The sequence below is a fragment of the Paenibacillus castaneae genome, from assembly GCF_002884445.1.
Lineage (GTDB): Bacteria > Bacillota > Bacilli > Paenibacillales > Paenibacillaceae > Pristimantibacillus > Pristimantibacillus castaneae.
Genome location: NZ_KZ614144.1, coordinates 5,442,851 through 5,469,792 on the forward strand (window position 1 = coordinate 5,442,851; position 26,942 = coordinate 5,469,792).

Here is a 26,942-nt window from a genome sequence, read left to right on the forward strand (position 1 = left end):
TAGAGAGGTAGCCACTCATATGATAGAGGTAGATACGAGCAGTCTGCGATTTGTTAGAATCCAACAGCTAATGGAATGGAAGAAATATAATGAGGCTGTAGATGAAGCGATGCAGCTTATTCGAGAACAACCGGAGGATCCCGATGCCTACGCACTGCTCGGTCAAATCAATCTGCTAACCGAAAAGTATGACCACGCTCTTCACTGGTCTGCCGAGGCGCTTAAGCATGATCCTGACAACGCCTTGGCGTGGTTTGTGCGATCCACCGTCTATTACGATATGGAAAACTGGAAAGAGCTTGGTGATACGCTAGTAAACGCGATGCGTGTTGATCCGTATGAGTCTTTTTATTATTTCTTGCAGGCATGCCTGTCCAACCGAACAGGTAAATTCGCGCAGGGTAAAGATATGATTCTAAAGGCGCTGGAGTTTACGCCTGAGAATGCTCTTTATTTATCTCTCTTAAGCTACAACGAGGCATTGTTGCGGAATTTCTCCGAATCCATAGTATCCGCAAATAGAGCATTACGTCTGGATGTAGAGTCCGAGCTCGTCTACTTGCACCTTGCTTGGGCGGCCGAGCAGCGAAATGATTATGATAACTATTTGCTTATGCTCAAAAACGCGATTCGTCTTGATCCGGACAATGCACAAATTCGCCAAGAATATCTGATTGGCCTGCAGAAAAATTATTTGCTCTATCGCATCATGCTTACTCCCGGTAATTTCCTCAAAAAAATGAAGCCATGGCAAATTCTTGTCAGCTGGATCGTGCTGTGGGCCTTGTTTAAACCATTAATCATTGTATTCATTTTGCTGTACATCATCACTCACTGGGTAACGAAGCTGCTGGTGCATGTGAAGGTGTTCGGCTGGACGCGCAGAAGATGAACAAGAGCCATTGTACTTTCGCTTCATGCTTGATATTATCAGGCTAGCTTTAAACTCTAGTCTTCATTTCATATAAAAAGGGATGGTTAACCAAATGGCACAGCCTTATGATTTGCCCCTCGATCAATTGCGACAGTTTAAGCCAGCACTTACTAGAAGAGAAGATTTCGATGATTTCTGGACAGCAACGCTAGCTGAATTAGCTGCTGTGCCACTAGCTTATGAACGGGTTGAGATCAGCTATCCCGTAAAGGGCATGAAGGTTTATCGTGTATTCTATAAAGGATTCAATCATGCGAGAATAGAAGGAATTCTAGCGCTGCCCGAGCAAGCGCAGCCGCTTCCCGGCATCGTTGCTTATCATGGCTATAATTGGTGTGTTGACGGGGACATTCATGATACTGTCAATCAGGCGCTGAAGGGCTATGCTGTTCTGAAGATGTTCTGCCGCGGCCAGCATGGAGAGAGTGAAGACAATGTCGTCTCTTCCAATGGCCATGTTACCGGATGGATGACCAAGGGGATTCAGAATAAAGAGGAATATTATTACCGTGCTGTCTATATGGATGCGGTTCGCGCGATCGATATATTAGCAGCTATGCCAGAGGTTGACGCTGATCGAATAGCGGTAACGGGCGGAAGCCAGGGCGGTGCGATTACACTCGCAGCCGCAGCATTATCTAATATTCCTAAGCTAGCGGTTGCAGACCACCCCTATTTGTCGCATTTCGAACGCGCGATAGACATTACACCGCACGGGCCTTACAGTGAGCTTAATGATTATTTCCGCCGCCATTCCTGTCATCCTGAGCTTGAAATAAAGGCGAAAGAAACGTTAAGCTATTTTGACATTATGAATCTAGCTCCGCGGGTCAACTGCTATTCTTGGCTGACCATTGGACTAGTCGACGACATTACACCGCCATCCACCGTATTCGCTGTATATAATCATCTGACTTGTGAGAAAGACATAGCCGTTTATCGTTACTTCGGGCATGAGCTTGTGCCCGGTTCTATAGCACCGCGATTACAGCTTTTTATGGATTATTTGCAAAACAGCTAAATTAAATTTGAATAAGGAAAAGCGGCTGTCTCCCATGGTATATAACCATGAAGGACAGCCGCTTTTTGTAACAATTGCTTACTTACCAGCCCGTTTTTTGTTTAATCTCGCCCACTAATTGCTGGGCCATAAGTGCATGTGTAATGACATTAGGATGACCTGTTTCACCCATCCCATCTCGCTCTGCATTAGCTTCATCGAAGAGGAAGTAATGCACGTTAACATCCCCGGCTTCGCGAATCTGACGATTAGCCTCATAAATATGCTCCTTCACAGGAGAGGCCTGGAATGGTCCAAGCGTCATAAATAGCTGTGCAGCAGGATATCGTTTACGTATGCGCGACACAAGCTCAGCATAGGTCTGTACGAACTCTGCCGGATCTATCTTATAATTGTTATCATTCGTACCGAGATTAATCACCACGACATGGGGTATCCACTGCGAGAAATCCCATTTCGGCTCTGCATGCAGCGGATTTAACAACTCATATTGATCCTTCATCGTGTTCACACGCTCATCGCCGTAATTGACTGTTAAGCCAATTCCCGATATTGCTACCGTATGATGCTCGGCATCTAACGCGAGAGCAGCCAACGTTCCATAAGCCAGGCTATTATTCTCATGCTCTGCAATATTAGGATCTCCGTCTTTTCCTTCATTTCCTGAGCCTACACTAATGGAATCGCCAATAATCTCGATTCTTCTGTCCTTATGCGGCGGTGGAGCCAGAAAGCTGCCTCCTTCAGGAAGAACAGCGCCAAGAAACTGAACAGTACCGAACATCGCTTCTGTCCGCTTATAAATTTCAAACAAATGAACAGCATTAGGATCCAAGCCTTCCGCGATCGATATTACACCACCAGTCTCACCGATATGAAGCTTACGAGGCTCTCCCCCATTCAGCGTGATATCAAACCACGTATTCTCCCTTTCAACAACGACCATGTTCAAGCTTATGGCGCTCCCTTGGAACCGAATAGCTATCGAGCTTCCTGCCCAGGATAAGATCGGACCTCTTGGATCGCTCCAATCCATTCTTCCGATGTAACGCGCATGCTCTTGCAAATCAAAATGACCGGAGACTGGCTCATTAATCGGCGTCAGTCCGTTATTCAAATAGTCTGCCACTTCATTCACCCTATTCATTTAGTTTCATATTTCGAAAAGGCGATGCTAATAACAGAATCATCATAACGTTACTTATTTCAGAAATCAAAACATAATTTTGTTAGGTTCCGCCTTTGATTACCCTATTCCTGATACTTCTTAATAAGATCCATTTTCAATGTCCAAGCCGTCTCGCTTAAGCTGACACGATATGGCTCAGCATTTAACCGGCGCAAATATTGCGGCCAGAACAGCTTCATTTGTTCGGCATGATAGTCACGAATTTGTTCTAAAGCTGGCAGCTCGTAAACAAGCTCTCCATGCATCATAATCGGTATAAGTAAAGGAATTGCCTCATACCGCTCAATATATTTGCTCATATATGGGTGGATCGGATCAAACAGCTTGATCCGCTCGCCTCTTTGCACATTCTGCTCATTCTTAAGCGTTAAGTAATCTGCCTCCGCTTTGCCTGTATCGGTATTTATAATGCGATAAACATTCTTAAAACCGGGACTGGAAACCTTCTCAGGATTTCCTGATATTTTTATAACAGGCTCATAGACTCCGTTTTTCTCTCTTGCAACCAGCTTGTACACTCCGCCCAAAGACGGCTGATCGGCAGCTGTAATTAGCTTTGTCCCAATACCCCAAATATCAATTTCTGCTCCTTGCGACTTCAAATTTGCAATGATATCTTCATCTAAGTCGTTGGACGCTACAATTTTCACATCGGGAAAGCCTGCTTCATCCAGCATTTTACGGGCCGTTATAGATAAATAAGCCAAGTCTCCGCTGTCAAGACGAATGCCGATCAATCGCTTGCCCTGCTCCTCGAGCAAACGCGCTATCTTAATCGCATTCGGAACGCCGCTCTTGAGTGTATTATACGTATCCACAAGCAGCGTTACATGATCAGGCAGTGCCTCCGCATAAGCGTGGAAAGCTTCCTCTTCCGAATCATGTCCCTGCACCCAGGAATGGGCATGTGTCCCTTTGGCCGGAATGCCAAATAACATGCCCGCTCGCATATTAGAGGTCGCATGAAATCCGCTAATATAAGCAGCTCTTGCCCCCCATATCGCAGCATCCGCTTCTTGTGCACGTCTAGATCCGAACTCAAGCAGCACATCATTGGGTACAATCTGTTTAATACGGGAAGCTTTTGTCGCTATGAGCGTCTGGTAGTTCATCATATTTAGAATAGCCGTCTCCACAAGCTGTGCTTCAAAAATTCTGGCCTCCACACAGATTATCGGCTCATTCGCAAACACAAGCGAACCTTCCTTGGCCGCATAAATATTCCCGGTAAATTGAAATTGGCGCAGCTCATCTAGAAACTCTTCTTTATAATTTTCTTCCTGCGTCCGTAAATAAGCAATTTCCTCATCTCCGAAACGAAGCGAACGGATATAGTCCATAATTCTTTCCAGTCCTGCGAATACGGCATAACCATTACCAAATGGCATCTTGCGGAAATAAGCTTCAAATACAGCCTTTTCATTTAGGCTGCCTTGAATCCAATGTGCGTACATCATATTTATTTGATATTTATCCGTATGAAGCGTTAAGTTCGAATAGCTCATCACATAAACTCCCTTCCTTACTACTCTTTCCTTTACCACCCATTCTAACTCGTAGAAACAGCCCACCAACAGCCGCTTATGGTAAAAAACCAAAAAAACGCCAAAAAGAACATGAAGCTGTTCTTAATAGCGCTTTATTTAAACCAGCCCTTTTCTTTAAAACGAGTAATCGCTTCTATCCGATTGCTGACGTCCAGCTTATCCAATATGACGGAAATATAATTGCGAACGGTTCCTGTCGTAAGAAATAATTCACTCGCAATTTCCTTCGTATTCTTGCCGTCGGCTACGAGTCCAAGTACTTCCTTCTCACGCTCGGTTAAAGGATTTTCCTTGCCGTAGGCCTCATCAACCAGCTCAGAAGCAAATATCCGTTTTCCGGCCATCACGCTGCGAATGGAGTCTGCAAGCTCTTCGCTTGGACTGTCTTTAAGCAAATAGCCGCTTACGCCAGCTTTAAGCGCACGTTCAAAGTAGCCCGACCGTGCAAATGTTGTTAAAATCATTACTTTACAGCCTTGGCCCTTCAACTCTTCAGCTGCATCAAGCCCCGTTTTGGCAGGCATTTCGATATCCATAATGCAAATGTCAGGCTTATGCTCATGTACCAGCTTGATCGCGTCTTCCCCGTTGCTTGCTCTTCCGACGACTTTCATGTCCTCTTCTAGATCAAGCAGAGAAGAGAGGGCGCCCAGCAGCATGCGCTGATCCTCAGCAATAACGATTGAAATCATACTCTCAGTCCCTTCCTTCTCTACATTAGGTTTGTTTCAATACTTTCGGTACTCTGATAATAAGCGTAGCCCCGTGATTCGATACAATTTCGAGACTTCCATTTACGAATTCGAGCCTTTCCTTCATCCCTTGCAGGCCATGTCCTCTATAATTTCGATCCTGTTCCGCAATTCCAACGCCATCATCCGCCACTTTAAGAACCAGCTCGGTTCGCGCGGACTCTATCGTAACAGAGCATGTTGAAGCACCGCTGTGCTTAACCACATTCGTTACCGCTTCTTTCAAGCACATACTAAGCACGTTCTCGGTCAACAGATCTGTATTTTCCAGAATCGGCTCGCCTACAAGCTGGAATTCGATTTCAGCTGCTTTCAATATCTGCTTGATACGGAACATCTCATCCTCAAGTCTTGTGCCGCGCATCTGAGTAACCATTTCCCTTACTTCCTTTAAGGCCATTCTTGCCGTTTGGCGAACGTCATTCATTTCCACCTGTGCTTGGGCAGGGTTTTTTACCATTAACTTTCCCGCTAGATCGCTCTTTAATCCAATTAAGGAAAGCTTCTGGCCAAGCGTATCATGCAAATCACGAGCGATGCGTTGGCGCTCCTCCATCTTCACAAGCTCGGAAATTCGTTTGTTTGCATCCTCCAGCTGTCCTTCCAATTCCCCCTGTCTATTCCGGTTGAACGTGTTGAACGGAATCAGGATGACGACAATAAGGCTAATCAGAATGAATGGAAACTGCGTGAAAAACAATTTATTTTGCGTGGCAAAGCCATAATTAACCGTAACAAAAGTACTCACAATATGAATCGTATAGAGCGTAAAAAAGCCGGCTCGATTCTGTATATTGCCAATAAAAAAAGCAAGAAAAATCGAAAAATAGACGTAGCTGAACAATAAAGTCATCGCAATCGAAATGACAATTTGCACACTAGTCCAGAAGTAGACGAGCCATCCTTTGGATACAAACGAAAGCCTATAGCAGACGAAGAAAAGGATGATCATTATAATGCCGGATACAACCTCATACGGTGAGGAAGATCGAAATATAAAGTAAAAGGGCAGGATACAGAAGACGACCCAGACATAAGGGCTTAGACCTGTATTTTTGTGAAAGATCTGATACCACTTGTTCAAAGTCGTCACCCTTTTTCCTGTTAAGCTCAATGGAATGCTTTAGAAGCTGTACTTTATTTTAGCATATTTATATACAAACGAACTAATCTAACGAAGCAACTATTCAAGCCTACTTGAATTTCAAGCTTGGCGTTGTTGCCTTCAACTTCTCTGAAGAAGTCTCGACTTTACGCAGACGATGTTTAATGCCCTTGAAGCTGACAAATTTCTTGTCTGTTTCATCCCATAGGCGGAACTGCAGTGATTCCAAGCTCTCTTTGATATTGATTGTTGTAGCTTTATGAAGCGGCGGTGTCGCATTATGTGCCTTCTCCAAATTGTAGTTAGGCACTTTAGGGCTTAGATGATGAACATGGTGGAATCCGATGTTGCCAGTAATCCATTGTAATATTTTAGGCAATTTATAATACGAGCTGCCATCAACGGCTGCCTTTACGTAACTCCACTCATCTTCATTCTCAAAGTAAGAATCCTCGAATTGATGCTGAACATAGAACAACCAAATGCCAAGCAGACCCGAGAGGAAGAAAACTGGTCCTTGAACGAGCGCGAAAGCTTGCCAGCCAATAGCCCAAATTAATAGTGCATACACACCTACAATTAAAGCGTTAGTCAAATACGTGTTCATCCGTTCCTTGCGTCTAGCACCCTTCACATTAAAGCGATACTGTATAAGGAATACCCCGATCGGTCCAAGTCCAAACATAACAAGCGGATGACGATACATACGGTAAGCAATTCGGCGCATCATAGGCGCTGCTGCATATTCTTCTACGGTCATAATCCACAAATCGCCAACTCCGCGCTTATCTAGATTACTGCTCGTAGCATGGTGAATGGAATGCGAGTTTTTCCACTGTCTATAAGGAACAAGCGTAATCACGCCTGTAATGGTTCCAATAATATCATTTGCTTTTTTGTTTTTGAAAAACGATCCATGGCAGCAATCATGAAAAATAATGAAAGTCCGAATAACAAACCCAGAAGTAAGCAGAGCCAATGGAATAGTAAGCCAGTACGATATCGAAAGACTATAGTAGGCGGCATACCAGAGAAGAACGAGTGGCACTAAGGTGTTAATAAGCTGTCTGATGCTCGACTTTAAATCCGTTTTCTCAAAAGGGGCTACTTCTTTCTTTAGGTGAGCATGCTTCGGCTCTGTCATCTCATAATTCCTCCTCAATACGACGCTTGGAGTGTGTCCTAGACGTCTATCGCAGTATTCTAATCTCATTGTAAAGCCAGATGTCATTACAAATAAGTCATAAACGTCAATACAGGAATATGACAAATGTCATATAGCTTAGCCCATTTTCTCCAAGCACATGGAACTACTCCCATTAAAAAGAAAAAAATCGCCTTAAAGAAGCCATGGCTTCTTCAAGACGATCTTTTTCTTGCTTTACTTATCATGCTTTATTTAGCTTGCTGTACTTAGCTTAATTCCTTCTAAATCGCCCAATTCCCTTTGCGGAAAATCGGAACACTCGTGCCATCCTTCAGTATTCCATCGATATCCATCTCAGCAGAGCCAATCATGAAGTCATTATGCGTAATACTCGCATTAACGCCGTTCTGCTCAAGCTCTTCCGGCGACATGGTCTTGCCTCCCTCAATATTGAAGGCATAGCCGCTTCCGATCGCAAGATGATTCGACGCATTCTCATCAAACAATGTGTTATAGAATAAAATATTCGATTGCGAAATTGGCGATTCATGCGGCACAAGCGCAACCTCTCCCAAATAATGAGAGCCATCATCAATATCTACTAGCTGCTGGAGAATTTCTTGCCCTTCCTCTGCTTCTACCTTCACGATGCGTCCGTTCTCGAACGTAAGCTTGAAGCGATCGATAATATTGCCGCCGTAGCTAAGCGGCTTTGTACTGGAAACATAGCCGTTCGCACCTGTTTTTAGAGGTACTGTGAACACTTCCTCTGTTGGCATATTCGCCATGAAGGGAATATTGTTTTCGTTCGTACTGCCTGCAGCGACCCATATGTGCTTCTCCGGCAATTCGATTGTCAGATCTGTTCCTGGAGCCGTATAATGCAGTTTCTCGAAATGATACTTGTTAAGCAATTCGCCCTTCGTATGTAAATTCGCATTATGCTCTTCCCATGCTTGGACAGGGTTCGCTGCATGCAGTCTCACCGAATCAAAAATCGCTTTCCAAAGCATGTCGACCGCTTCAGCTTCGTTCACTTCAGGGAACACCTTTTGGGCCCACTGCGCACTTGCAGCTGCAACGACCGTCCAGCTTACTTTATCCGCTTGAATCGCTCTGCGGAATTCCTTCAACCCTTGGCCGGATGCTTTCTGGAAGCTGGAGATCCGTCCCGAATCGATACCTTTGAGCAGATCAGGACTTGATGACACGATGGAAATAAACGCTGCTCCGCGCTCCACGAACGAGTTGCGCTTAGCCGTCTCCCATTCAGGATAGCGGGTAAACACCTCATCGGCTGCCTGCTCATACTTTAATCTGGACAAAGAATCGTCTGTCCAGTCCACATGCACATTGCTTGCACCTGCTGCATAGGCTTTGCTGGCTACAAGTCTGACAAGCTTTGCTTGATCGACAGCCCCTGTTACGAACACCTCTTGTCCCTGCTGTACGTTTACTCCAATTTTTACAATCAATTCTGCGTACGTATCTAAATGATGTTCAAATCCACTCATGGTTTCTTATTCTCCCTTCGTTAATGCCTATATGTACATACATGCTGTAGTCTAAATTGTAGCGAATAAACAAGCCCATAGTCAAATTACATGGTTACGAATCAGACTCTGGCTCAGAGCTGCAAATGCCATAAAAGAACAGATGAATAAACTCATCAAGAAAATCGTCTACTTGTTCACTTTGCTGCGCCAAATCAAGGAACATGTGGGATTGTGCTTTTAGCATATTGATATATGCGATAATGGTCGGAGTCGACACCTTGGCCGAGATTTCCCCCTTCCGCTTGCCTTCCTCGATGAATTGTACGACCAGGGGCATCCCCTTCGTTCGGTACAATTCCTCCACATATTGATGCGTTTCTTCATCTTTCAGGAACTGAGAGAAAGCTTGTGGAGTGAAGGCTCGATAAGCCTCTTTATCCGCAAAAACAATATATTGAATGATCTCCTTCAAAGAGTGATCACCTTGTATGAATGCTTCGAAATCCATAATGCTTTTGTTAATAAATTGTTTAAACACCTCGCTAAGCAGCGCTTCCTTACTCCCGAAGTAATTGTAGATCGTCACCTGGGATACGCCAGCCTCCGCTGCAATATCGGCGATTCGTATTTTCTTCGGCTCCCACGTCTTGAGCATGCTCAATACCGTCTTCTTAATCTTCTCCTTGATTAATTCCGTCCTTCTCTCGAATCCGTTCATTCTGCCTCCCGAAATCATATCCATTTTAATTTAATGAAATTATAGCACATTTAGATTTCATAACCCATTGACTTCTACCTCCAACAAATCTATCATAATTAATGAAATCATATCATAGTAATATTTCATAACTTTGAATGCGGGGTGCAGCGCGATATGTTAATCGTTGATGGGCTGACGAAGCTTTTTCGAAATGGACGAGGCGTTATGGATGTCTCGTTCACGGTAAACAAAGGGGAAGTATTCGGTTTTTTGGGACCTAATGGTGCAGGCAAATCGACGACTATAAGGCATATTATGGGGTTCATGAAGCCAGACCATGGGAATGTATCCGTCAAAGGCCTTGACACCTGGACTCAACAAGGAACCGTGCAAAGGTATATTGGCTACTTGCCTGGAGAAATCGCATTTATCGAAGGAATGACAGGTAAAGCTTTTCTAGAATTTCTAGCCTCGATGCAGAAAGTGGACAGTTCAGACAAGCGGAGCCACTTAATCGAACGATTGCAATTCGACGTTAACACACCGATTAGGAAGATGTCTAAAGGAATGAAGCAAAAGGTCGGAATCGTAGCCGCCTTCATGCATGATCCAGAACTGATCATTCTTGATGAGCCTACATCCGGCCTCGATCCACTCATGCAGCAAACATTTATTGAGCTTGTTCTCGAAGAGAAAGCGAAGGGAACTACCTTTCTTATGTCTTCCCACAGTTTTCCCGAAATCGAGAGAACTTGCGACCGTGCCGCGATTATAAAGGATGGGAAAGTAATGACCGTCAAAAATATTCATGAACTTCAATCCATGCAGCGGAAGCTGGTTGAGATCGTTTTTGAGAATACGCAGGATGCTGAGACGTTTGTAAAAAGCGGTGCAGTGCCTATTGATTCGCAAGACGGCAGACGGGTCACTGTTGCTGTGCAGGGCAATTATAACGAGCTGATTCGTGAGACTGCCAAATACCCTATTCGCAGTCTCGATATAACCGCACAAAACCTTGAGGATGTATTCATGCACTATTATGACCGGAAGGAGCCCGTCCGATGAACGCTCCCCTTTTCAAACAGATGCTGAAGATCAATCTCAAAGGGATAAGCAACTATGCCTTCGGCTCGGCCTTCTACATTCTGCTCATGTTTTGGCTGTATCCCGGAATCGCACAAAATACAGGCTCACTTAATGAGCTTATGCTGGCTTTGCCTGAGGGAATCGTCAATGCTTTTGGCATTCAAGCCGGCTTTGGAAGCATGGAAGCTTTCATCTCCGGGGAGTATTACGGACTTATTCTGCCGCTTCTGCTCTCGATATTCAGCATCATGCTGTCAACAGGTCTAATGGCGAGGCTCGTTGACCAAGGCTCCATGGCTTATCTGCTGTCCACGCCAACTTCTCGGCGGCATATCGCCGCAACGCAAGCAAGTGTTCTAATCGCCGGACTGCTATTAATTATAGTCGTTACGACAGCTGCAGGATTTATCGGTTACGCCATGTTTATAGGTGATCGATATGAATTTAACGGCTCCCGTTTCCTTTTATTGAATGTCATCGCATTAATGCTGTTCTTCGCAATAGGCGGCATTTCCTTCTTCGTTTCTGCACTGTCTAGCGACGAGAAGAAAGCACTGGGCATCTCGGGGGTTATTACGTTTGGCATGTTCGGACTAGATATGCTCGGCAAAATAAGCGAGAGTGTACAATGGCTCCGATTCGTCTCCCTCTTTTCATTATATAGACCGAGCGAAATCGTACGCGGCGGCGGTGACGCGGTGCTAGCCTTAGTCATTCTCTTCCTCATCGGTCTTGCCGGCTTTATAGCAGGCGTAATTGCATTTAGCAAACGAGACTTGCCATTGTAGTAATACAGTTCGTATTGCGACACTCAATATATTAAGAGGAAGCCCGACTTCGGGCTTCCTCTTATTTTACAAATTCATATATAAATTGTGGATTGCTTGTGCCTCTGCCATCACTTTTTGTCGCAGCTCAGCAGGCTCAACGACTTCCATATGCGAGCCAAAGCTAAGCGCAATTTCGCAAGCCGATTCCAGCGCTTGAAATTCAACTCGAGCTGTTAGCCAATTCATTTTCTGCGAAGGGCTGCTTTCTACTATTTTGACATATCGTTCTTTGGATAGCCGAGTGAGTACTGCTTCATGCAGTGTAATCACGGCTGGATATTGCGGAAGACTCTGCTTAAACTCACCTATGGATTGCTCCCAGTACTCAGCTAGGTCAAAGTTTGCCGGCCGCTCGAACCGCTCCTCCAGCATCACGGCATCCATTAACCTTGAAATTCGGTATGTCCGCTTCTCCCCGTTCACCTCGCCAATTAAATACCAAACATTACGTTTGGCAACGAGACCTAAGGGATTAACGATTCGCTTCGCTATACCATCCTCGCGATGGTAGCGAATTTGTAATAAACGCTCCTCCCAAACCGCTTCCTGCACGACAGACAAGTAAGGCAATGACTCTTCCATTTGGTGCCAGCCCGCTCCATCAATATGTATTTTTTGCCTCATAAGATAAGCCCCTTTACTTATGTCAGCAGGAGCAGCAGCTAATATTTTATGGATAGCAGCTTCATAGTGACTTTTAATTCCTAGATCACTGAGCAAGGCAGATGAACTGCCAACGATAACAGAAACCAACTCATCTGCATGCATACCAGTCAAATTGGTTCGATACCCCTCGGACAAAACCCAACCGCCGTGCACTCCCCTCTCCGCATACACAGGTATGCCCGCTTCACTTAGCGATTCCATGTCACGAATGATGGTGCGCTCGGATACCTCCAGCTTTTCAGCAAGTTCTTTTGAAGTCATTTTCCCGTTGTTCTGCATCCATAATAGAATCGCAATTAATCGTCCTGCTCTCATACGATAAACCTCCTAGGCACGCTCTTATCCGTTTTAACCTTTTTTTCATTGTAGCATGAATATATGACAGTTGTTGTCGTATATAGTTTGTTAAACTGACAAAGAGTAAACCTTACAAATCGATCGGAATGGAGACATGTCATGAAACCATTAGAAGGAAAAATAGCAGTCGTTGCCGGAGCTACACGCGGAGCTGGACGTGGTATTGCAGTAAGCCTTGGAGAAGCAGGAGCGACTGTTTATTGCACGGGGAGGAGCATTCGCGGCCAAGCCTCTGATTTAAACAGAGTGGAAACGATAGAAGAAACAGCAGAACTGGTCACAGCACGAGGAGGCATAGGCATTCCGCTACGAGTTGACCATACGGTAGAAGCGGATGTTCAAGCTTTATTCGAACAAATCAACAAGGAACAAGATGGGCAACTAGATGTGCTGGTCAATAACATATGGGGAGGAGAAAAATTAACGGAATGGGGAAAGCCTTTTTGGGAGCATTCCTTAAGCAAGGGGCTGTTAATGCAAGAGCGTGCCGTGAAGGCGCATCTTATTACGAGCCATTATGGGGCTCCTTTAATGGTGAAACGGAGAAAGGGCTTGATCATTGAAGTAACCGATGGAATCGATTTCCGTTATCGCGGAAGTTTGTTCTATAGTTTGGCCAAAATTTCGCCTATCCATCTAGCGACAGCCATGGCAGCTGACCTAAAGCCATATGATGTATCGGCTGTTGCTGTAACTCCCGGCTTCCTTCGCTCCGAGGAAATGCTGGAGCATTTTGAAGTAACGGAGGAAACTTGGCTAGATGCTGTGCATGGCGGCAAACCAGATGCAGAGCATTTCGGTCAATCCGAAACGCCATATTTCATTGGACGCGGGATCGCAGCGCTTGCAGCAAGCGGCGACTTGCTTGAAAGATCCGGACAAATATTCCCAAGCTGGCAGCTGTCTGATGAATTCGGTATAACCGACGTCGATGGCAGACAGCCGCACTGGGGAAATTATGCGAAGCAGCATGGTTTCTTATAAAGCCCTCTTTACCCGTTTACAACTTCTCCACCATTAATGTGTAGGATTTGACCGGACATATAACTGGAATCCTCACAGGCTAGATATACATAGGCAGCTGCTAACTCATGCGGCTGTCCTGGTCGTTTCATTGGTGTATCTGAGCCAAATGTAGCTACGGACTGATCATCAAAAGTCGCTGGAATAAGTGGTGTCCAGATCGGTCCGGGAGCTACACCGTTAACACGAATACCTTGCTCAGCCAAATTTACCGACAACGCGCGTGTAAAGGAGACGATGGCTCCTTTTGTTGCGGAGTAATCGATCAAAGTCGGATTGCCTTTGTATGCCGTTATAGATGCCGTGTTGATGATCGAGCTGGACGCTTTCAAATGCGGCAAAGCAACAATCGTTAAATAGAACATGCTGAATACATTCGTACGGAACGTAGCCACAAGCTGATCCGATGTAATATCCTCAAGCTTCTGCTGCACATGCTGCTCTGCTGCGTTATTAACCAAAATATCCAGCTTGCCGTACTCCTTAATCGTCTGCTCGATTACGCTCTTGCAAAACGCCTCTTCACCTACGTCGCCCGCAATAAGCAGGCATTTCACGCCGGCTTGCTCTACAACTTCCTTCGTCTTCTTCGCATCATCATGTTCATTCAAATAAACGATCGTTAAATCTGCGCCCTCTTTCGCAAAAGCAACGGCTACCGCACGGCCGATACCGCTATCACCGCCAGTAATAATAGCTGTCTTGCCCTTTAGCTTCCCTGCCGCCTTATACGAATTAGATTCGTATATCGGCAGCGGCTTCATTTCGGATTCAATGCCAGGTTGGCGGTTCTGGTGCTGGGGTGGGTTAATATTTTTTGATGTGGAATTTGACATGTAAAAATCAGCTCCTTATATTTTTTCCATAAAAGATTTCATCCATCTCGGTCTTTAATTTTTCCGTTATTTCTTGTTGCTCCTTGTGCGTCAGCTCTTCCTTCGTATAGCCAAATAAATAGTTGTTCAAATCAAACTGCTTCAGCCTGCACTTGGTGTGAAACATATTTTCCTGATAAATATTAACGTCAATCATGTCATACAAAAGAGATTCCTTCTTCGGTATGTAATTTTGAATCGAGTTAATATCATGATCAATAAAGAGCTTATAGCCGTTAATGTCGCGAGTGAAACCCCTCACACGGTAATCCAGCGTCATAATATCGGTATCAAAAGAATGGATCAGGTAGTTCAACGCTTTTAGCGGTGAAATTTCTCCACAAGTAGACACATCGATGTCTGCTCGGAATGTGCTGATCCCTTCCTTGGGATGATATTCCGGATAAGTATGCACCGTTATATGGCTTTTATCCAAATGCATGACGACTGAATCAGGCAAAGGACCCGGCGATTCTTCAAATGACTCATTAGGTCCACCGATGACCGGACCTTCCGATACAAGCAAGGTGACGCTGGCGCCTTGCGGCTCATAATCTTGTTTCGCAATATTAAGCACATGCGCTCCGATAATGCCCGACACTGTTTCCAAAATATTCGTCAGCCTATCCGAATTATATTGTTCGTCTATATAGGCGATATATGCTTCACGCTCTTCCTTCGTTCTCGTATAACACACATCATACATATTGAAGCTGAGTGACTTCGTTAAATTATTAAAGCCATGCAGCTGAATTCGTTGTTCCGGTGTTAGCTTCAAGCGAACAGCCTCCTTTTCATAACTACTATTTCCTTTTACCCAAAGACCGATGCGGCAAAACTTTTTTTGACCTCATTTAGTCCATACTCACCTTTCAACTACTACGGTCCTGCATCTGATATCGATATTTTCATTGCGCTATTTCACTTGGTATTCCATAATAATGGGAGATAAATCAGATAAAGGCGGGGTTGCATCATGTCATTTCAATTTGGATCAAATTCTCCAGACATTCAGAATCCCTTCAAACGCGAAGGGATGCTTTATTTAATTAGCGGCATACTCATTAGTTTAATAGGAATCATTTCCATTATGATTATGAGAAAACAGCTGGCAGATGACCAAATCATGGCTGGCTGGTTCCAGCTGCTTCAAAGTCTGCTTTTGCTTGGTGTAGGCACTACTTTTATGACAAAGGGACTTCTTAAGCTGTTCCGGTTCTATATCGGAAGAGGAATACCAACGAGCTTAAGCAAAAATCTAGCTCGAAGCGAGAAGCATGTATACGAGCCGCAAGCCGCGTATCACGACCAGCACTTGGATCAAATGCTTGCTGGACGCAAGAACATCACTTTCCTTGAGCCAAACACTTTGCTGGATCGCTTGATTTTCAGCATATTTCCAAACATGCTGTTTCTCCCTTATTCGATGAGAAATTACTTGCACATCATTATTCACAATGCGGGTTATTCTTTTCTTGCATTAGGTGCCTTTTTATTGTCGATTCTCTCAGGCATGCTCGGCCTTACATCCTTTACCACAAGTCCTATTGGGGTCTGGCTTGGCGCTGCATTGCTTCTGTTCGTGGTGGTGCTGTGGGTATTTAATGCGCCTACTTTGAAGAGAGTTAATAAAAACCGATTAATTATTAGTAAAAAAACCGACATCTTCGGTGTTGTTTTTCTATCTCTTGTTGTTCCTACGATTGGGGAATGGTTGGTCAGAAAAGATGTTGATATTCCTGTCATCGATATTCAACTAGCATTGCCATTAATTTTCACTTTTGTATTTATAGCTATCATCACGATTGTAACCATACTAATTTCTAAAACCCGTTCCGAGATGTATGAGCCTCTTACAGAGGTTTCAGAGTTTCGCGAGCATTGGCAAGAAAATGTTCATCCACAGGACTTCTTCCGTTCATTGGATATGGAGCTAGCAACGCTGCGCTACAAAGAATTTCCTAATCGTGTTTATAGAGAATTGACTCCGACACTTCAAATGGAGGGAAGCATGGATAAGGGGAGCTTCAGCGGCGATACGATTCAAGAAACACAGCCCATCTACGAAGAAATCGTTTATCCTCGGCTGCTTCAGCAATTAAGGCTATGGATATCGGTTGGGGGACACGCCTTAATCCTTTGCGGGGCATTGTTATTATTTCTATTGAATCAAGACACAGACAATGGATTCGTTATTAAAAATGTTTTCAATGAACTTTTTTATCCCATCGTTTTGTGGTTATGCGGCTCTTCTGCCCTCATATTAGCTCATATGTATTGGGCGGAAATGCATTTCACAAGCTATTTGATTCAATTCCAAGGTGAAGGGACGTATACCGAATCCAAGCTTTCCGTTGGAATGGCAATTACCGATTCCACGAGAAGCGAGAATACGATTGTTCGCTCCTCATTTAGCCCGTGGCTGCTTGTTACAAGGCTGGTAACGAGTACCCTTGCAGGTTCTGGTTCAGGCAATCTTTCCGGCCCGCGCTATATTATAAGCATGCATAAAGCCGATGACTTACTCAGCCATCTCGTTCAAAAAACACGCAGCTTTGTTCAAAACCGGCAAATCATCGCGACAGCAACGTCGTCGAAAGACTTTGAAGCATTCCAACAAATCAATGCCTTGAACGAAGCTGCCCCCGCCAAAGATACGTTGCTTGCTTCAGGCTCAAAGCCAAGCCATTCGGAAGCTTTGGAAGCTGCAAGCAAACCCAATAAAGACAACCCTTTTGAATCCTAAAAGGATGGAATAACTATAAATAGAAGAGGGTGTCCCCAAAGCCTATTGCTTTGGGGACACCCTCTTCTCTACTTTGTTCTGGGTCTTCTTTAATTGTGTTTCTTTAATTCTTTAATTCGGAGTATGGGATCGCCCACATAAACTTGTGTTTGAGGCAGCACGCCGTCTCGCTGCTTAATCGCAAGGAAATTAAGCGTATTGACGAGTTCATCCTGCTCCTTCTCTTTTAATTGAAATTGCACACCATATTCATAAATATCATTGCCTAGCTCATTGTACCAAACAATAAATCCATATAACACGTACATTTGGTTAAGCATTTGAGTCTTAAACATCAAGAGGATGTCGCTATTAACAGGCAGCTTTACACCGACCATAAACCGTAGTCCCCCTGGTCCGATGTTTTTAACCAACACCTCTGTACTCCCAAGCTTTACACTGCTGCCTTTGAACATCGTTATCGTCATCTCTGCGAGCAGACAATGCGTCAAATCAATTCGAAAGCTTTTTCTCCGATTAACGAACACCTCTTTGCTTGGCATAAGAGAGACTGGCTCTTTAAACGATTTTCTGCTCAATAATTGTACAATGCTGTCTGGCTCCACGGGGCGGCTAAAATAAAAACCTTGGATTTCATCACATCGATGCTCTCGTAAATAAATGAACTGTTCCTTCGTTTCAACACCTTCAGCCACCACCTGCATATTGAGCTCACCAGCCAGCTGAATAATGCATGCAATAATGCTCTTATTCCTTCGATCCGTCATCAATTCTTCGATAAACGATCGATCGATTTTGATCGTATCGAGTGCCAATCGCTTTAATAAATAGAGAGAAGAATATCCCGTTCCAAAGTCATCAAGCGACACCTTGATTTTTCTCTTCTTGAGCTCAAGCAGCAATTCAGTCACTGCATTCTCATTACTTATAAAGGAACTCTCTGTTATTTCAATTTCCAATCTATCCGGTGAAACCCCTGTCTCCTCAATGATGTGATCAATGGTGTGCAATATATTTTGCTGCAGCAGCTGCTTTACCGAAAAATTAACCGACATTGTAACCGAGGGCAAGCCTAAGCTCTGCCATCGTTTATGCTGCAAACAGGCTTCGCGCAGCACCCATTCTCCTATCGGTACAATGAGCCCCGTTTCCTCTGCAATCGGAATGAATTCCGATGGTGAAACCAATCCCCAATCCGGATGATTCCAACGCAGCAGTGCTTCCACACCAACAATATCCATCGTTTGCGAATTCACGCGAGGCATGTAATGCAGAAACAGTTCTCCTCTTTCCAGTGCTTTACGCAAGTCATTGCTAAGTGAAAAAAATTTAAACGATTCCACATTTAATGATGAGGAATAACATTGCGACTGGTTGCTTCCTCTTGATTTGGCATGATAAAGAGCCGCATTCGCATTTTTCATCAACAGCTCCACAGAGCTCCCATCGCCAGGCGATTGACTGATTCCTATACTCGCGGTTACATTCAGCTCATACCCTTCAATGATAAATTGTTCATTAATGAGCTTTATAATAGTAGCTGCCATATCCTTGATATCGTTTTGTTGCTGCACATCAGCTAAAATAATAGCAAATTCGTCTCCACCCAGCCGGAAGACGGTTTGTCCATCGCTTAAATTGCTCATCAATCTGAAGGCGATTTGTTTCAGCAGCTCATCACCAATCGGATGCCCCAACGTATCATTTACATACTTGAAACGATCCACATCAATTAGCATAATCGCTAGCCTCTGCTTGAAATATTCACTTACCCTTATCTGCTTATCTAACTGGTCTTCAAATTTTCTGCGATTCGGCATCTCCGTTAAATAATCATGGAACGCCAAATATTGGTTCAATTCCTCTGCCTTGCTCCGATCCGTAACATCAAGAACGATGCCTACGATCGCTTTCTCACCCATATTCGATACTTGTTTGTAATGCACCTCACAATGAATGATGGTTCCATCTCGCTTGATCGCTCTATGGCAAAAATTAGACAACGATTGGCCTTCCTTTAACCACATGACCTGATTAAAGACCGCCTCACGATCATCGGGATGAATGATTTGTTCGATATCTATACCAATCAAGGTGTCATAGCCCATCATTTTATTGAACTGCTCGTTTGAATAAATGTAGTTGTTTTTCTGTGCAATAAAAATACCAACAATAGATTGCTCTACGATGCTGCGATATTTTAATTCTGTTTCATTTAAAGATTGCTCAATCATTTTTTGCTGCGTAATGTCCTTGGCAATACCATACACACCGAAAAGCTTATTATTAATAATAATTGGGATATTAGTCACATGGACTATGATAGCCTGTCCAGCTTTCGTAATTCCTGTCGTATCATAGCTCTGAGGTGCCAGTGTCTTGATCGTATCCTCAAAATGTTGAATCGTTTTTTCCAGAGATGCGGCATCCACAAACTTATGAAAACGATCTTTAATAATTTCATCTTTCGAATATCCAAACATTTGTTCAAGAACAGAATTGCATGACAAAAAACGGCCATGTACGTCTAAAGAAAAGACCGCGTCCGGATTATTTTCAAATAAAGATTTATATTGCTGCTCTTCAACCGTGAGACGTTGCTGTAATTTTTTATGTTCCGTCACATCTTGAATCATGCCTATAGTCAACGATATATGGTTGTCAGCATCCCGTATGAACGCAATATTTTCCACCACATATCTGACTTCACCGCTATGGCGAACGATCCTATACTCGAAAATGTTTTCCTTTTTTGATTCTATTGAATGATGAAACCGCTGTTTAACACGCTCACGATCATCGGGATGCACAAACTCAAAGAAGTCATCCTTCGTCATTGAGAAATCAGAATTCATACCATATATTTCGAACATTTGATTCGACCATGATGCTTCATTGCGAACATGATCGAATTCCCAGTAGCCAAGATTCGCTATCTTTTGAACGATATTAAAACTACTGACATTAATATTGCCATTAAGACGTCTAATGCTTTGTTTCATTGCTTAATATCCCCTCTTATTTATTACATAGGCGGTAACCTGAATTTATAAGGAGAGGATATAGGCATGTTATCACTCATCCTTTTGGCAACCCAGCCACCTTTGGAAATTTCCTTTAGGCCTGTTGGCTTTGCGTCATTGTCTTTCGACAACTTTGCTCTTTACTAGGACTTTTTACATATACCAGTATTCCATACTATCCCGATATATTCCATAACCTTTTTTCAAATAGGTCAAATGATTTAGAAAAAAACCTCCCTAAATGGGAGGCATAATGAAATAATGAAAACAAAAGATTCGCAACAGCGGCTTGGTATCCATCATTGTTCGGGGCAATTTCAGCAAAAGGAATCGCTAGCATTTGATGTCTTAACCCCACACCTCTTGTAATGCGCTGCGGAACAAGTCATCAAGCTGATCGTCTTGCGCTGTTCCACCTTGGCCTATTGTGGATGCGATTTGTTCGAAATGTGCGATACGTTCCTCTAAATAATCATTTATAGCATGAAGTCTAGGTTCATAATCGAGCTCCTCGCCCACTTTTTTTCGCCGCAGCAATTGCTCAACCGTGGCAAGCAGCTCACTCCCCTTTGGAATAAGCGCCTCTACTAAACGATCAAATTCAATCGGAGGCATCGAGTTGTACTTCTCAATCCAGCCGCAAGCGAGAATCGGCCTTAACACGTAAAAATACTTTTTTATTTTCACTTGCTCGCCCTGCAAGTAATCTCTGTAGTTCCCTTTTGCCATATGGAGATAATGGTACATACATGACTTGGGCGAAAACATTAATGGAGATATGCGACGGATTTGCTCCGCCACGGAATACTTCGTAAAGTAAGATATTGGGGATTGCAGCCATTCAAGCAGCGGCGGATTTGATTTGCGAAACAGATTAAGCGCTTTGCGCAAATCCCATCCGTTAATATCGAGCAGGTCGCTGATGGGGCGCTCGATCACATCTCTTTTGTCAAAAATCGATAAATACCATTCCACCGGCCTGACGTAAATAAATCGGACGTCATAATCGCTGTCCTTAGAAGGGAACCCCCACGCCCTGCTCCCCGATTCACAAGCATAAACAATGCGAACCTGCTCCTCCCGTTCGATTTTACCGAGCTCCAGCAAAATATTTTCATGTATGTTGGTCATTCTACACACTCCTTTATGTACCTTCTTCTTACAAAAAAAGACCATGGACAATATCGTCCACGGTCTAGAATAAAGAATAGTCAGCAATGCAGCTAACGCAAAATCAGCGCATGCATCCCTTCAAATACTCAAGACGGGTTCGAGGAGTGGAGCTATTCTCTTTGTTACTGTTAAACGCATGGCGTCCTTCTGCATTTACGTTAACTAACTGCTCTTCTAGATATTGGTTTAACATTCTCCTCAGCCCCCTTCTTTTCCTTTATTTATGTTCCTTTGACAGCTGCTAACGGTTTGCATTTCGCTACAACCTGCGCGAGCCCCGCTCCTACTACACTTTCAATGATTTGATCTACATCCTTGTATGCTTGCGGTGATTCATCGACCAGTGATTCCATGGAACGCTGGTTCACGACAATTTCATCATCTGTCCCAACACGCATGGCAGCAACGACCTCTTCTACCGATATGAGCTGCTTCGTTGCGTTTCGTGACCTAATTCGTCCTGCTCCATGACAGATGGAATAATGATTCGTTTTTCCTTCCGAACTTCCGACCATAATATACGAGGCTGTACCCATCGAACCTGGTATAAGGGCTGGATGTCCAGTGCTCCGATAAGGCTCAGGATTATCCGGATGTCCTGCCGGAAGGGCTCTTGTCGCGCCCTTTCGATGAACGAAATAAGATTGCTCATCCTGCTCTCCCTCCCATGCATAGTTATGCATGAGGTCATACAGCGTCCGCAGCTCGAATTTGGAGCCGAACACATCCTTGCCAGCCTCCCGGACAGCATAGGCAATCAGATGACGATTCACGACCGCGTAATTTAATGCCGAATACATGAGATTGACATACGTTTGTCCGAGCGGGTGCGAGAGCGGCGCATACAGCAGCTTAGGATCAGCGGTGCCTATGCCTTCTTGACGCATCATTTTCGCAATGTCCGTGCTGCAATATTGACTGACCGCACCGCCCCAAGCTCGCGAGCCGGAATGAATCATGACAACAATCTGACCGTCGAACAATCCCCATGCTTCGGCAATTTCTCGATTTTCCTCAGCAATTTCAATCGCTTGAATTTCTACAAAATGATTGCCGCCGCCAAGAGTGCCCAGCTGACGATGCGAGCGATGCCAGATGACTTCCGGAAACTTATCTAGCACCTCTTCGTCAAAATCAAAGCGGCTGCTCTCCACATGTGTTAAAGAGGTTGCTTTGCGCGGCGTGTATGCATCGGGAATATATTTTTTCGGCAACCCATGCAAGCCCTTCTTCACGATATGCTCCAGTCTAATATCCGAGAAGTAGCCTCTTGCATGCTCCTCGACCGGCAAATACTTCTCAATGGCCTTAACCAGCTTGCGCCGCAGCTTCACTTCCTTCAATTCATCCTTGTGAAGATTCGTAAGCTGCACGCGCATCCCGCAGCCAATATCACTGCCTACGATTGAAGGGGATACGTAGCCGTCGCTCGTATTCCACACCGCTGTTGTGCCGATGCAGGTTCCCACACCCACATGCACATCAGGCGTATAGCTCATATATACTTGATTTGGTATTTGTAAGTTGTTGTTCGCCATTTCAAACACTTTATAATCCAAGGATGCGAATAGCTCCGCCCCTGCATAAACATGCACCTGCCCCGATGGCAGCTTTACATTCTGGTAATACGTTTCTTTCATATCTGGTAATCTCCTCAAATAATCAAATGAATACAAAAAAGCCATGGACGTCAAAATGTCCATGGCTTTGTCTCGCGCCTTTATTTCCTAATTGTTGCAGCATGCTGCGTACAAAATAATTAGAAAATAGTCACAGGCCCCGTAGAGGCCGATGAAATGGACTTGCTATATTTAGCTGCATGACGTTCTAAATTGTGTACGAACATTATCATCGACCTCCTTTCATTTGATTTACATCATAATAAATCGTTAACCTAATATTTGTCAACACATTTATAATAAACCAAAAAAAGATGCCCCAAAGAGCACCTTATTTTAGCAAAACCTATTATAAATGAGCCAATAAGTTCGATCGTACCTCGGCAAGCGTCAAATCACGAACAAGCTTCCCATCCTCAAATACTACTTCAAGCTGATCCTCTGCTTTGCGTGCTTCATACTCTGCGACGCTTAGATTGTCTGTATAGGAGAGCTTCCCGTCTTGCTCCGTAACGAGGACAAGGCCGGTCTGCGATTTCTTCACGCCGTTATCCGTTTTCGGGTCCTTATAAATTTTCCGTTCTTCCCCGTTCACAATGGTGAATGTCGATTTCAAAGCAAAGCCGAACGTATCACGCGTATTGTACTGATACGTAAACGATCCGATACCGTAAACCATATTCGTCGAAGCGAAGCCTTTGGCTGCCAGACGCTCGCATATTTCACGGCAGCGCGAAATGGTGATCGCATCGCCATAAATAGCGCCTATGTGGCTATCCATCTGCTTATACCCTTTATCGGTAATCGTTCCACCGAATATATCCCACAATACTTCAATGACGCCTTTGCGCTCGAACTCGCTCTCGCCGCTCGGGTCTCCGCAAATAATGAGTACCGGATCCCCGCTGTCAGGCCGAATCACAACCTTACCGTCCCTGCTCATAATATCATTCTTCAATCCGCGAATGACGATATCCAGCACACTCCATAAATCCCACGTATCCGATACAATCGAGACGAAGCCGCTTGGATATACCTCATTTATTAAATAACGGTACGAAGCCATCTCGTCTCGTCCATGTGCGCACATCACGCTATGCTCCGTTGCCGGTATCGAAGTGCCTACGAGCTCTTTCTCCATATTCGCATTGTAGTAGTTTTCCAAATAGAGAATAGCTGGGATCGTATCCGTTCCTGTAAACGAAATAAGATGCCCCGCACTGCTGCCTAAAGCGGCTTCCAAAGCACCCATTCCTCTCATCGAGAAATCATGGCCTTGGAACGGTACTCCGCCTACGTCTCCGTTTGTTTGAAGCGCATAGTCCTCGAGAATTTTCCGGTATTCGAAAGCAAGCGTAGCGCTTGTAGCGGGCATCCACAGCTGGCACGACATCAGCGTCTCCAAATAGTTGGTCAGCCAGAAAAACTCAGGCTTCGTATTTTCAATGGTCAGCATGGGTACTTTGATGGGAACAAGAGTACCTTCCGTGACTGCCTTGATCTTAATAGGCATGTAGCCAAGCGCATGCAGCTCCTCGATATGCGATGCATCCGGCTGAGCAACGCCAAGCGCGTATTGAATGACTCTTTTATATTCCGATACGACCTCTTCCTTCGTTCTTGCGAAGAAATGCTCATTAAAGTAATCAATCAAATACTGCTTGATAAACGACTGAAAGCCGAAGGCAACAACTTCATTAATACCGTCAAGTCTGCTTGTACGGGCGGTCCAAGTCGAGTAGACGAGCTCCGTACCTTTCGGATATTGATTCTTATGGCTGACCTTGTAAAAATCACATAGCAGCGTAGCTGGATAAACGAATGCTTGAGTCATATTATAAGCCTCCTATTTCGTATATGTGAATTTTGTCATGACCAGCCTGATCTAATATCGTATCCGTCGTAAACACTTTATCGAGAAGGTTCGATTCCAAAAGCTTTCCTTGATAAATCGTTTTCTCGCAGTGCCCGACCAGTAAATAAATATGGGATGCGCCAAGCTCCTTCAGCTTCTCCGCGCTGCGCATGAACGTTCCGCCATAGGAGCAGAGGTCATCGACAATGATCGCTTGGAAAGCGCCGCCGTCCACATGCCCGACGACATCAAGGCTTTTTATTTGCCCGCTTTGAAAGTCGCGTACTTTAAAGCCGACAAGATGCTTATAGCCATTCACTTTGCTGTAACGCTTCTGTGCACCGGCATCCGGGAAGAACAAGTAGTCCTGCTCCAGCCTAAAGCCAACCTCAGCAGCTACCCGGTCAAGCAGTTGAACCGTGGGATACTTCGCGATACTGCGGTCAATTAATGCGAGCGATACATCGGAATGCGGCTCGATAATAATGACCGATTCGAAATTCATGCTATTAATGAGATTAGCGGTATATTTTAGAGTAAAAGCAGACGTACCTTCAACGCGATCCATCCGGCTATACGGCATATAGTAAATCGTCAGCGAGCATTTCGCTCTGCGTTCATCGAGGTAACTCTTCACGAACATCAGCTTAATGAGATCTCCATCATTCTCATATTTCCAAGCGATGGTGTTGAAATCTGTCATATGCATTAGAATTTCATCCCCATTCACCAGCGTCTCCCCATTCGGAAAACTCTTTAAACCAAGCTCCATTCCATTCAATTTCAACATCTCATCACTCTCCCTTTTTATATTTCAGCTATAAATAGATAGATGCGGCTCATCATTCGTGAAACGATACAACTGCGCCGCGCGCTGCGAGTATTGATTGGATTGCTTCGGATTGCCCTTCTCGTCTGTCACTTCTTCAATAATTGAGCTGCGGCTCTTCGTCGATGTAAGCTTGCGAATGAAGTTCGGCTCCTCGAAGCCGGGCACAACTGTTCGGATAATTTGATACAGCTCGCTAAGTGTAAACTCCTTGGGAAGAAATTGTTTGGCAATCGTCGTCGTCAGCATTTTCCTGCGAATGCCTTGCAGCGCATCCGTTAATATTTGATGATGGTCAAATGCTAGGTTCATCTTCAGCGCATCCTTGACTGCAAACAATTGAACATCCGATGCATCAACAGCCGCCGCGCGCTTCTCCAGCCGTTGTTCATTAACGAGCGCTAAGAATGCATGCGATATAATCCAGCCCCGTGGATCACGTCCAGGAGTGCTGTACACGTTAAAATATTCAATATGAACATCCTCGACTGCCGTCTCTTCCTGCAGCTCACGCTTCGCACATTCGTATACCGTTTCTGTTTCCTTTGTAAATCCGCCAGGCAGCGCCCATTGTCCCTTGAACGGCCAAATTTTCCGCTTGATTAGAAGAACCTGCAGCTCTCGATGAGGCAATGCCTTCTTAGTCGTTTGCTTCTCGGTTGATACAATGGTAAATATAACGATATCCGCGGGCGCGCCGTCAGGCGTTCGATAATGGCTTGCTGAATAGCTCGATTCATTCTCGACCATACCCGTGTTTCACCTGCTTAGCATTATTATTTTGTTTATTTGATATTATCATAATGACATTATCAACGAAAGCTGTCAATCACTTTTACCAAAAATAGGCTTTACGGACTGTAAGTGTGAATAATATGACCTATAAAAAAACTGCCTACGTGGGAGATATAGGTTAAAAAAAAGAAACCAAACCCTGATAAATGGATGCGTCGAGCAACCATTTATCTA

23 protein-coding genes and 1 riboswitch are annotated in these 26,942 nt (G+C 44.4%); of the genes, 6 read left to right on the plus strand and 17 right to left on the minus strand.

The features are described from left to right. The first annotated feature begins 19 nt into the window (after positions 1-19). A complete protein-coding gene (locus CEF13_RS24370) occupies positions 20-892 on the plus strand; it encodes a tetratricopeptide repeat protein (protein WP_102714796.1) in 873 nt (290 codons plus the stop codon). Positions 893-986: 94 nt separating this feature from the next. Beyond that, complete coding sequence (locus CEF13_RS24375; protein WP_102714798.1) at positions 987-1,955, plus strand: acetylxylan esterase; 969 nt, start codon at positions 987-989, stop codon at positions 1,953-1,955. Positions 1,956-2,037: 82 nt separating this feature from the next. Here the strand turns inward: CEF13_RS24375 and CEF13_RS24380 are convergent, their stop codons facing one another. The 7 genes from CEF13_RS24380 to CEF13_RS24410 form a co-directional block, all read right to left on the minus strand. Beyond that, positions 2,038-3,084 carry an SGNH/GDSL hydrolase family protein gene (locus CEF13_RS24380; RefSeq protein ID WP_166742993.1) on the minus strand — a complete coding sequence of 349 codons (1,047 nt, stop codon included), beginning with the start codon at positions 3,082-3,084 and terminating at the stop codon, positions 2,038-2,040. Positions 3,085-3,206: 122 nt separating this feature from the next. After that, positions 3,207-4,649, minus strand: a complete 1,443-nt coding sequence (locus CEF13_RS24385; protein WP_102714802.1) for a nicotinate phosphoribosyltransferase — start codon at positions 4,647-4,649, stop codon at positions 3,207-3,209. A 134-nt stretch (positions 4,650-4,783) separates the two neighbouring features. Beyond that, complete coding sequence (locus tag CEF13_RS24390; RefSeq protein ID WP_102714804.1) at positions 4,784-5,383, minus strand: response regulator transcription factor; 600 nt, start codon at positions 5,381-5,383, stop codon at positions 4,784-4,786. Positions 5,384-5,408: 25 nt separating this feature from the next. Further along, positions 5,409-6,527 carry a sensor histidine kinase gene (locus CEF13_RS24395; protein ID WP_102714806.1) on the minus strand — a complete coding sequence of 373 codons (1,119 nt, stop codon included), beginning with the start codon at positions 6,525-6,527 and terminating at the stop codon, positions 5,409-5,411. Between the two features lie 109 nt (positions 6,528-6,636). After that, entirely contained in the window at positions 6,637-7,692 is a 1,056-nt protein-coding gene (gene desA, locus CEF13_RS24400) for a Delta(5) desaturase DesA (RefSeq protein ID WP_102714808.1), read from the minus strand. Positions 7,693-7,976: 284 nt separating this feature from the next. Continuing rightward, entirely contained in the window at positions 7,977-9,209 is a 1,233-nt protein-coding gene (locus CEF13_RS24405; RefSeq protein ID WP_102714810.1) for an aminopeptidase, read from the minus strand. Between the two features lie 94 nt (positions 9,210-9,303). Continuing rightward, positions 9,304-9,909, minus strand: coding sequence for a TetR/AcrR family transcriptional regulator (locus CEF13_RS24410; RefSeq protein ID WP_102714812.1), 606 nt, complete (start codon positions 9,907-9,909; stop codon positions 9,304-9,306). A gap of 156 nt (positions 9,910-10,065) precedes the next feature. Here CEF13_RS24410 and CEF13_RS24415 point away from each other — a divergent pair, with 156 nt between their 5' ends. Both CEF13_RS24415 and CEF13_RS24420 read left to right on the plus strand, forming a co-directional pair. After that, positions 10,066-10,956 (plus strand): ABC transporter ATP-binding protein, encoded by an 891-nt coding sequence (locus CEF13_RS24415; RefSeq protein ID WP_102714814.1) that lies wholly within the window; start codon positions 10,066-10,068, stop codon positions 10,954-10,956. Then, entirely contained in the window at positions 10,953-11,765 is an 813-nt protein-coding gene (locus tag CEF13_RS24420) for an ABC transporter permease subunit (RefSeq protein ID WP_102714816.1), read from the plus strand. The genes CEF13_RS24415 and CEF13_RS24420 overlap by 4 nt, the downstream gene beginning before the upstream one ends. 66 nt (positions 11,766-11,831) lie before the next feature. On the opposite strand, the gene CEF13_RS24425 is transcribed toward CEF13_RS24420, so the two are convergent. Then, a complete protein-coding gene (locus CEF13_RS24425; RefSeq protein WP_102714818.1) occupies positions 11,832-12,788 on the minus strand; it encodes a helix-turn-helix transcriptional regulator in 957 nt (318 codons plus the stop codon). Between the two features lie 141 nt (positions 12,789-12,929). Between CEF13_RS24425 and CEF13_RS24430 the strand changes: the two genes are divergently transcribed. Next, the gene (locus CEF13_RS24430) at positions 12,930-13,814 is read left to right on the plus strand and encodes an SDR family oxidoreductase (RefSeq protein ID WP_102714820.1); all 885 of its coding nucleotides are present in this window, start codon (positions 12,930-12,932) and stop codon (positions 13,812-13,814) included. Positions 13,815-13,822: 8 nt separating this feature from the next. Here the strand turns inward: CEF13_RS24430 and CEF13_RS24435 are convergent, their stop codons facing one another. Then, a complete protein-coding gene (locus CEF13_RS24435; RefSeq protein WP_102714822.1) occupies positions 13,823-14,689 on the minus strand; it encodes an SDR family oxidoreductase in 867 nt (288 codons plus the stop codon). A 7-nt stretch (positions 14,690-14,696) separates the two neighbouring features. Continuing rightward, complete coding sequence (gene speD, locus CEF13_RS24440; RefSeq protein WP_102714824.1) at positions 14,697-15,506, minus strand: adenosylmethionine decarboxylase; 810 nt, start codon at positions 15,504-15,506, stop codon at positions 14,697-14,699. A 198-nt stretch (positions 15,507-15,704) separates the two neighbouring features. On the opposite strand from speD, the gene CEF13_RS24445 reads away from it, so the two are divergent. Further along, positions 15,705-17,474 (plus strand): hypothetical protein, encoded by a 1,770-nt coding sequence (locus CEF13_RS24445; protein WP_102714826.1) that lies wholly within the window; start codon positions 15,705-15,707, stop codon positions 17,472-17,474. A gap of 89 nt (positions 17,475-17,563) precedes the next feature. Here CEF13_RS24445 and CEF13_RS24450 read toward each other — a convergent pair whose 3' ends face one another. The 7 genes from CEF13_RS24450 to CEF13_RS24475 form a co-directional block, all read right to left on the minus strand. Next, positions 17,564-20,476, minus strand: coding sequence for an EAL domain-containing protein (locus CEF13_RS24450; RefSeq protein WP_102714828.1), 2,913 nt, complete (start codon positions 20,474-20,476; stop codon positions 17,564-17,566). 83 nt (positions 20,477-20,559) lie between these two features. Continuing rightward, positions 20,560-20,645: riboswitch (cyclic di-GMP riboswitch) on the minus strand. A gap of 200 nt (positions 20,646-20,845) precedes the next feature. Then, a complete protein-coding gene (locus tag CEF13_RS24455) occupies positions 20,846-21,628 on the minus strand; it encodes a nucleotidyltransferase domain-containing protein (protein WP_102714830.1) in 783 nt (260 codons plus the stop codon). A gap of 103 nt (positions 21,629-21,731) precedes the next feature. Further along, positions 21,732-21,863, minus strand: coding sequence for a hypothetical protein (locus CEF13_RS29535; protein WP_279589027.1), 132 nt, complete (start codon positions 21,861-21,863; stop codon positions 21,732-21,734). Between the two features lie 28 nt (positions 21,864-21,891). After that, the gene (locus CEF13_RS24460) at positions 21,892-23,310 is read right to left on the minus strand and encodes an RtcB family protein (RefSeq protein ID WP_102714832.1); all 1,419 of its coding nucleotides are present in this window, start codon (positions 23,308-23,310) and stop codon (positions 21,892-21,894) included. Between the two features lie 328 nt (positions 23,311-23,638). Then, positions 23,639-25,123, minus strand: a complete 1,485-nt coding sequence (locus CEF13_RS24465; protein WP_102714834.1) for a nicotinate phosphoribosyltransferase — start codon at positions 25,121-25,123, stop codon at positions 23,639-23,641. Position 25,124: 1 nt separating this feature from the next. After that, positions 25,125-25,934, minus strand: coding sequence for a ribose-phosphate diphosphokinase (locus CEF13_RS24470; RefSeq protein WP_102714836.1), 810 nt, complete (start codon positions 25,932-25,934; stop codon positions 25,125-25,127). A gap of 24 nt (positions 25,935-25,958) precedes the next feature. Beyond that, entirely contained in the window at positions 25,959-26,723 is a 765-nt protein-coding gene (locus tag CEF13_RS24475) for an NUDIX domain-containing protein (RefSeq protein WP_102714838.1), read from the minus strand. Between the last annotated feature and the right edge of the window lie 219 nt (positions 26,724-26,942).

Excerpts from the sequence above, each read along its gene's own strand:
- CEF13_RS24370 (WP_102714796.1), top strand. The coding sequence starts at position 20 with ATGATAGAGGTAGATACGAGCAGTCTGCGATTTGTTAGAATCCAACAG.
- CEF13_RS24375 (WP_102714798.1), top strand. The coding sequence starts at position 987 with ATGGCACAGCCTTATGATTTGCCCCTCGATCAATTGCGACAGTTTAAG.
- CEF13_RS24385 (WP_102714802.1), bottom strand. The coding sequence starts at position 4,649 with ATGAGCTATTCGAACTTAACGCTTCATACGGATAAATATCAAATAAAT.
- CEF13_RS24390 (WP_102714804.1), bottom strand. The coding sequence starts at position 5,383 with ATGATTTCAATCGTTATTGCTGAGGATCAGCGCATGCTGCTGGGCGCC.
- desA (WP_102714808.1), bottom strand. The coding sequence starts at position 7,692 with ATGACAGAGCCGAAGCATGCTCACCTAAAGAAAGAAGTAGCCCCTTTT.
- CEF13_RS24405 (WP_102714810.1), bottom strand. The coding sequence starts at position 9,209 with ATGAGTGGATTTGAACATCATTTAGATACGTACGCAGAATTGATTGTA.
- CEF13_RS24410 (WP_102714812.1), bottom strand. The coding sequence starts at position 9,909 with ATGAACGGATTCGAGAGAAGGACGGAATTAATCAAGGAGAAGATTAAG.
- CEF13_RS24415 (WP_102714814.1), top strand. The coding sequence starts at position 10,066 with ATGTTAATCGTTGATGGGCTGACGAAGCTTTTTCGAAATGGACGAGGC.
- CEF13_RS24420 (WP_102714816.1), top strand. The coding sequence starts at position 10,953 with ATGAACGCTCCCCTTTTCAAACAGATGCTGAAGATCAATCTCAAAGGG.
- CEF13_RS24425 (WP_102714818.1), bottom strand. The coding sequence starts at position 12,788 with ATGAGAGCAGGACGATTAATTGCGATTCTATTATGGATGCAGAACAAC.
- CEF13_RS24430 (WP_102714820.1), top strand. The coding sequence starts at position 12,930 with ATGAAACCATTAGAAGGAAAAATAGCAGTCGTTGCCGGAGCTACACGC.
- CEF13_RS24435 (WP_102714822.1), bottom strand. The coding sequence starts at position 14,689 with ATGTCAAATTCCACATCAAAAAATATTAACCCACCCCAGCACCAGAAC.
- CEF13_RS24445 (WP_102714826.1), top strand. The coding sequence starts at position 15,705 with ATGTCATTTCAATTTGGATCAAATTCTCCAGACATTCAGAATCCCTTC.
- CEF13_RS24450 (WP_102714828.1), bottom strand. The coding sequence starts at position 20,476 with ATGAAACAAAGCATTAGACGTCTTAATGGCAATATTAATGTCAGTAGT.
- CEF13_RS24455 (WP_102714830.1), bottom strand. The coding sequence starts at position 21,628 with ATGACCAACATACATGAAAATATTTTGCTGGAGCTCGGTAAAATCGAA.
- CEF13_RS29535 (WP_279589027.1), bottom strand. The coding sequence starts at position 21,863 with ATGTTAAACCAATATCTAGAAGAGCAGTTAGTTAACGTAAATGCAGAA.
- CEF13_RS24460 (WP_102714832.1), bottom strand. The coding sequence starts at position 23,310 with ATGAAAGAAACGTATTACCAGAATGTAAAGCTGCCATCGGGGCAGGTG.
- CEF13_RS24465 (WP_102714834.1), bottom strand. The coding sequence starts at position 25,123 with ATGACTCAAGCATTCGTTTATCCAGCTACGCTGCTATGTGATTTTTAC.
- CEF13_RS24470 (WP_102714836.1), bottom strand. The coding sequence starts at position 25,934 with ATGTTGAAATTGAATGGAATGGAGCTTGGTTTAAAGAGTTTTCCGAAT.
- CEF13_RS24475 (WP_102714838.1), bottom strand. The coding sequence starts at position 26,723 with ATGGTCGAGAATGAATCGAGCTATTCAGCAAGCCATTATCGAACGCCT.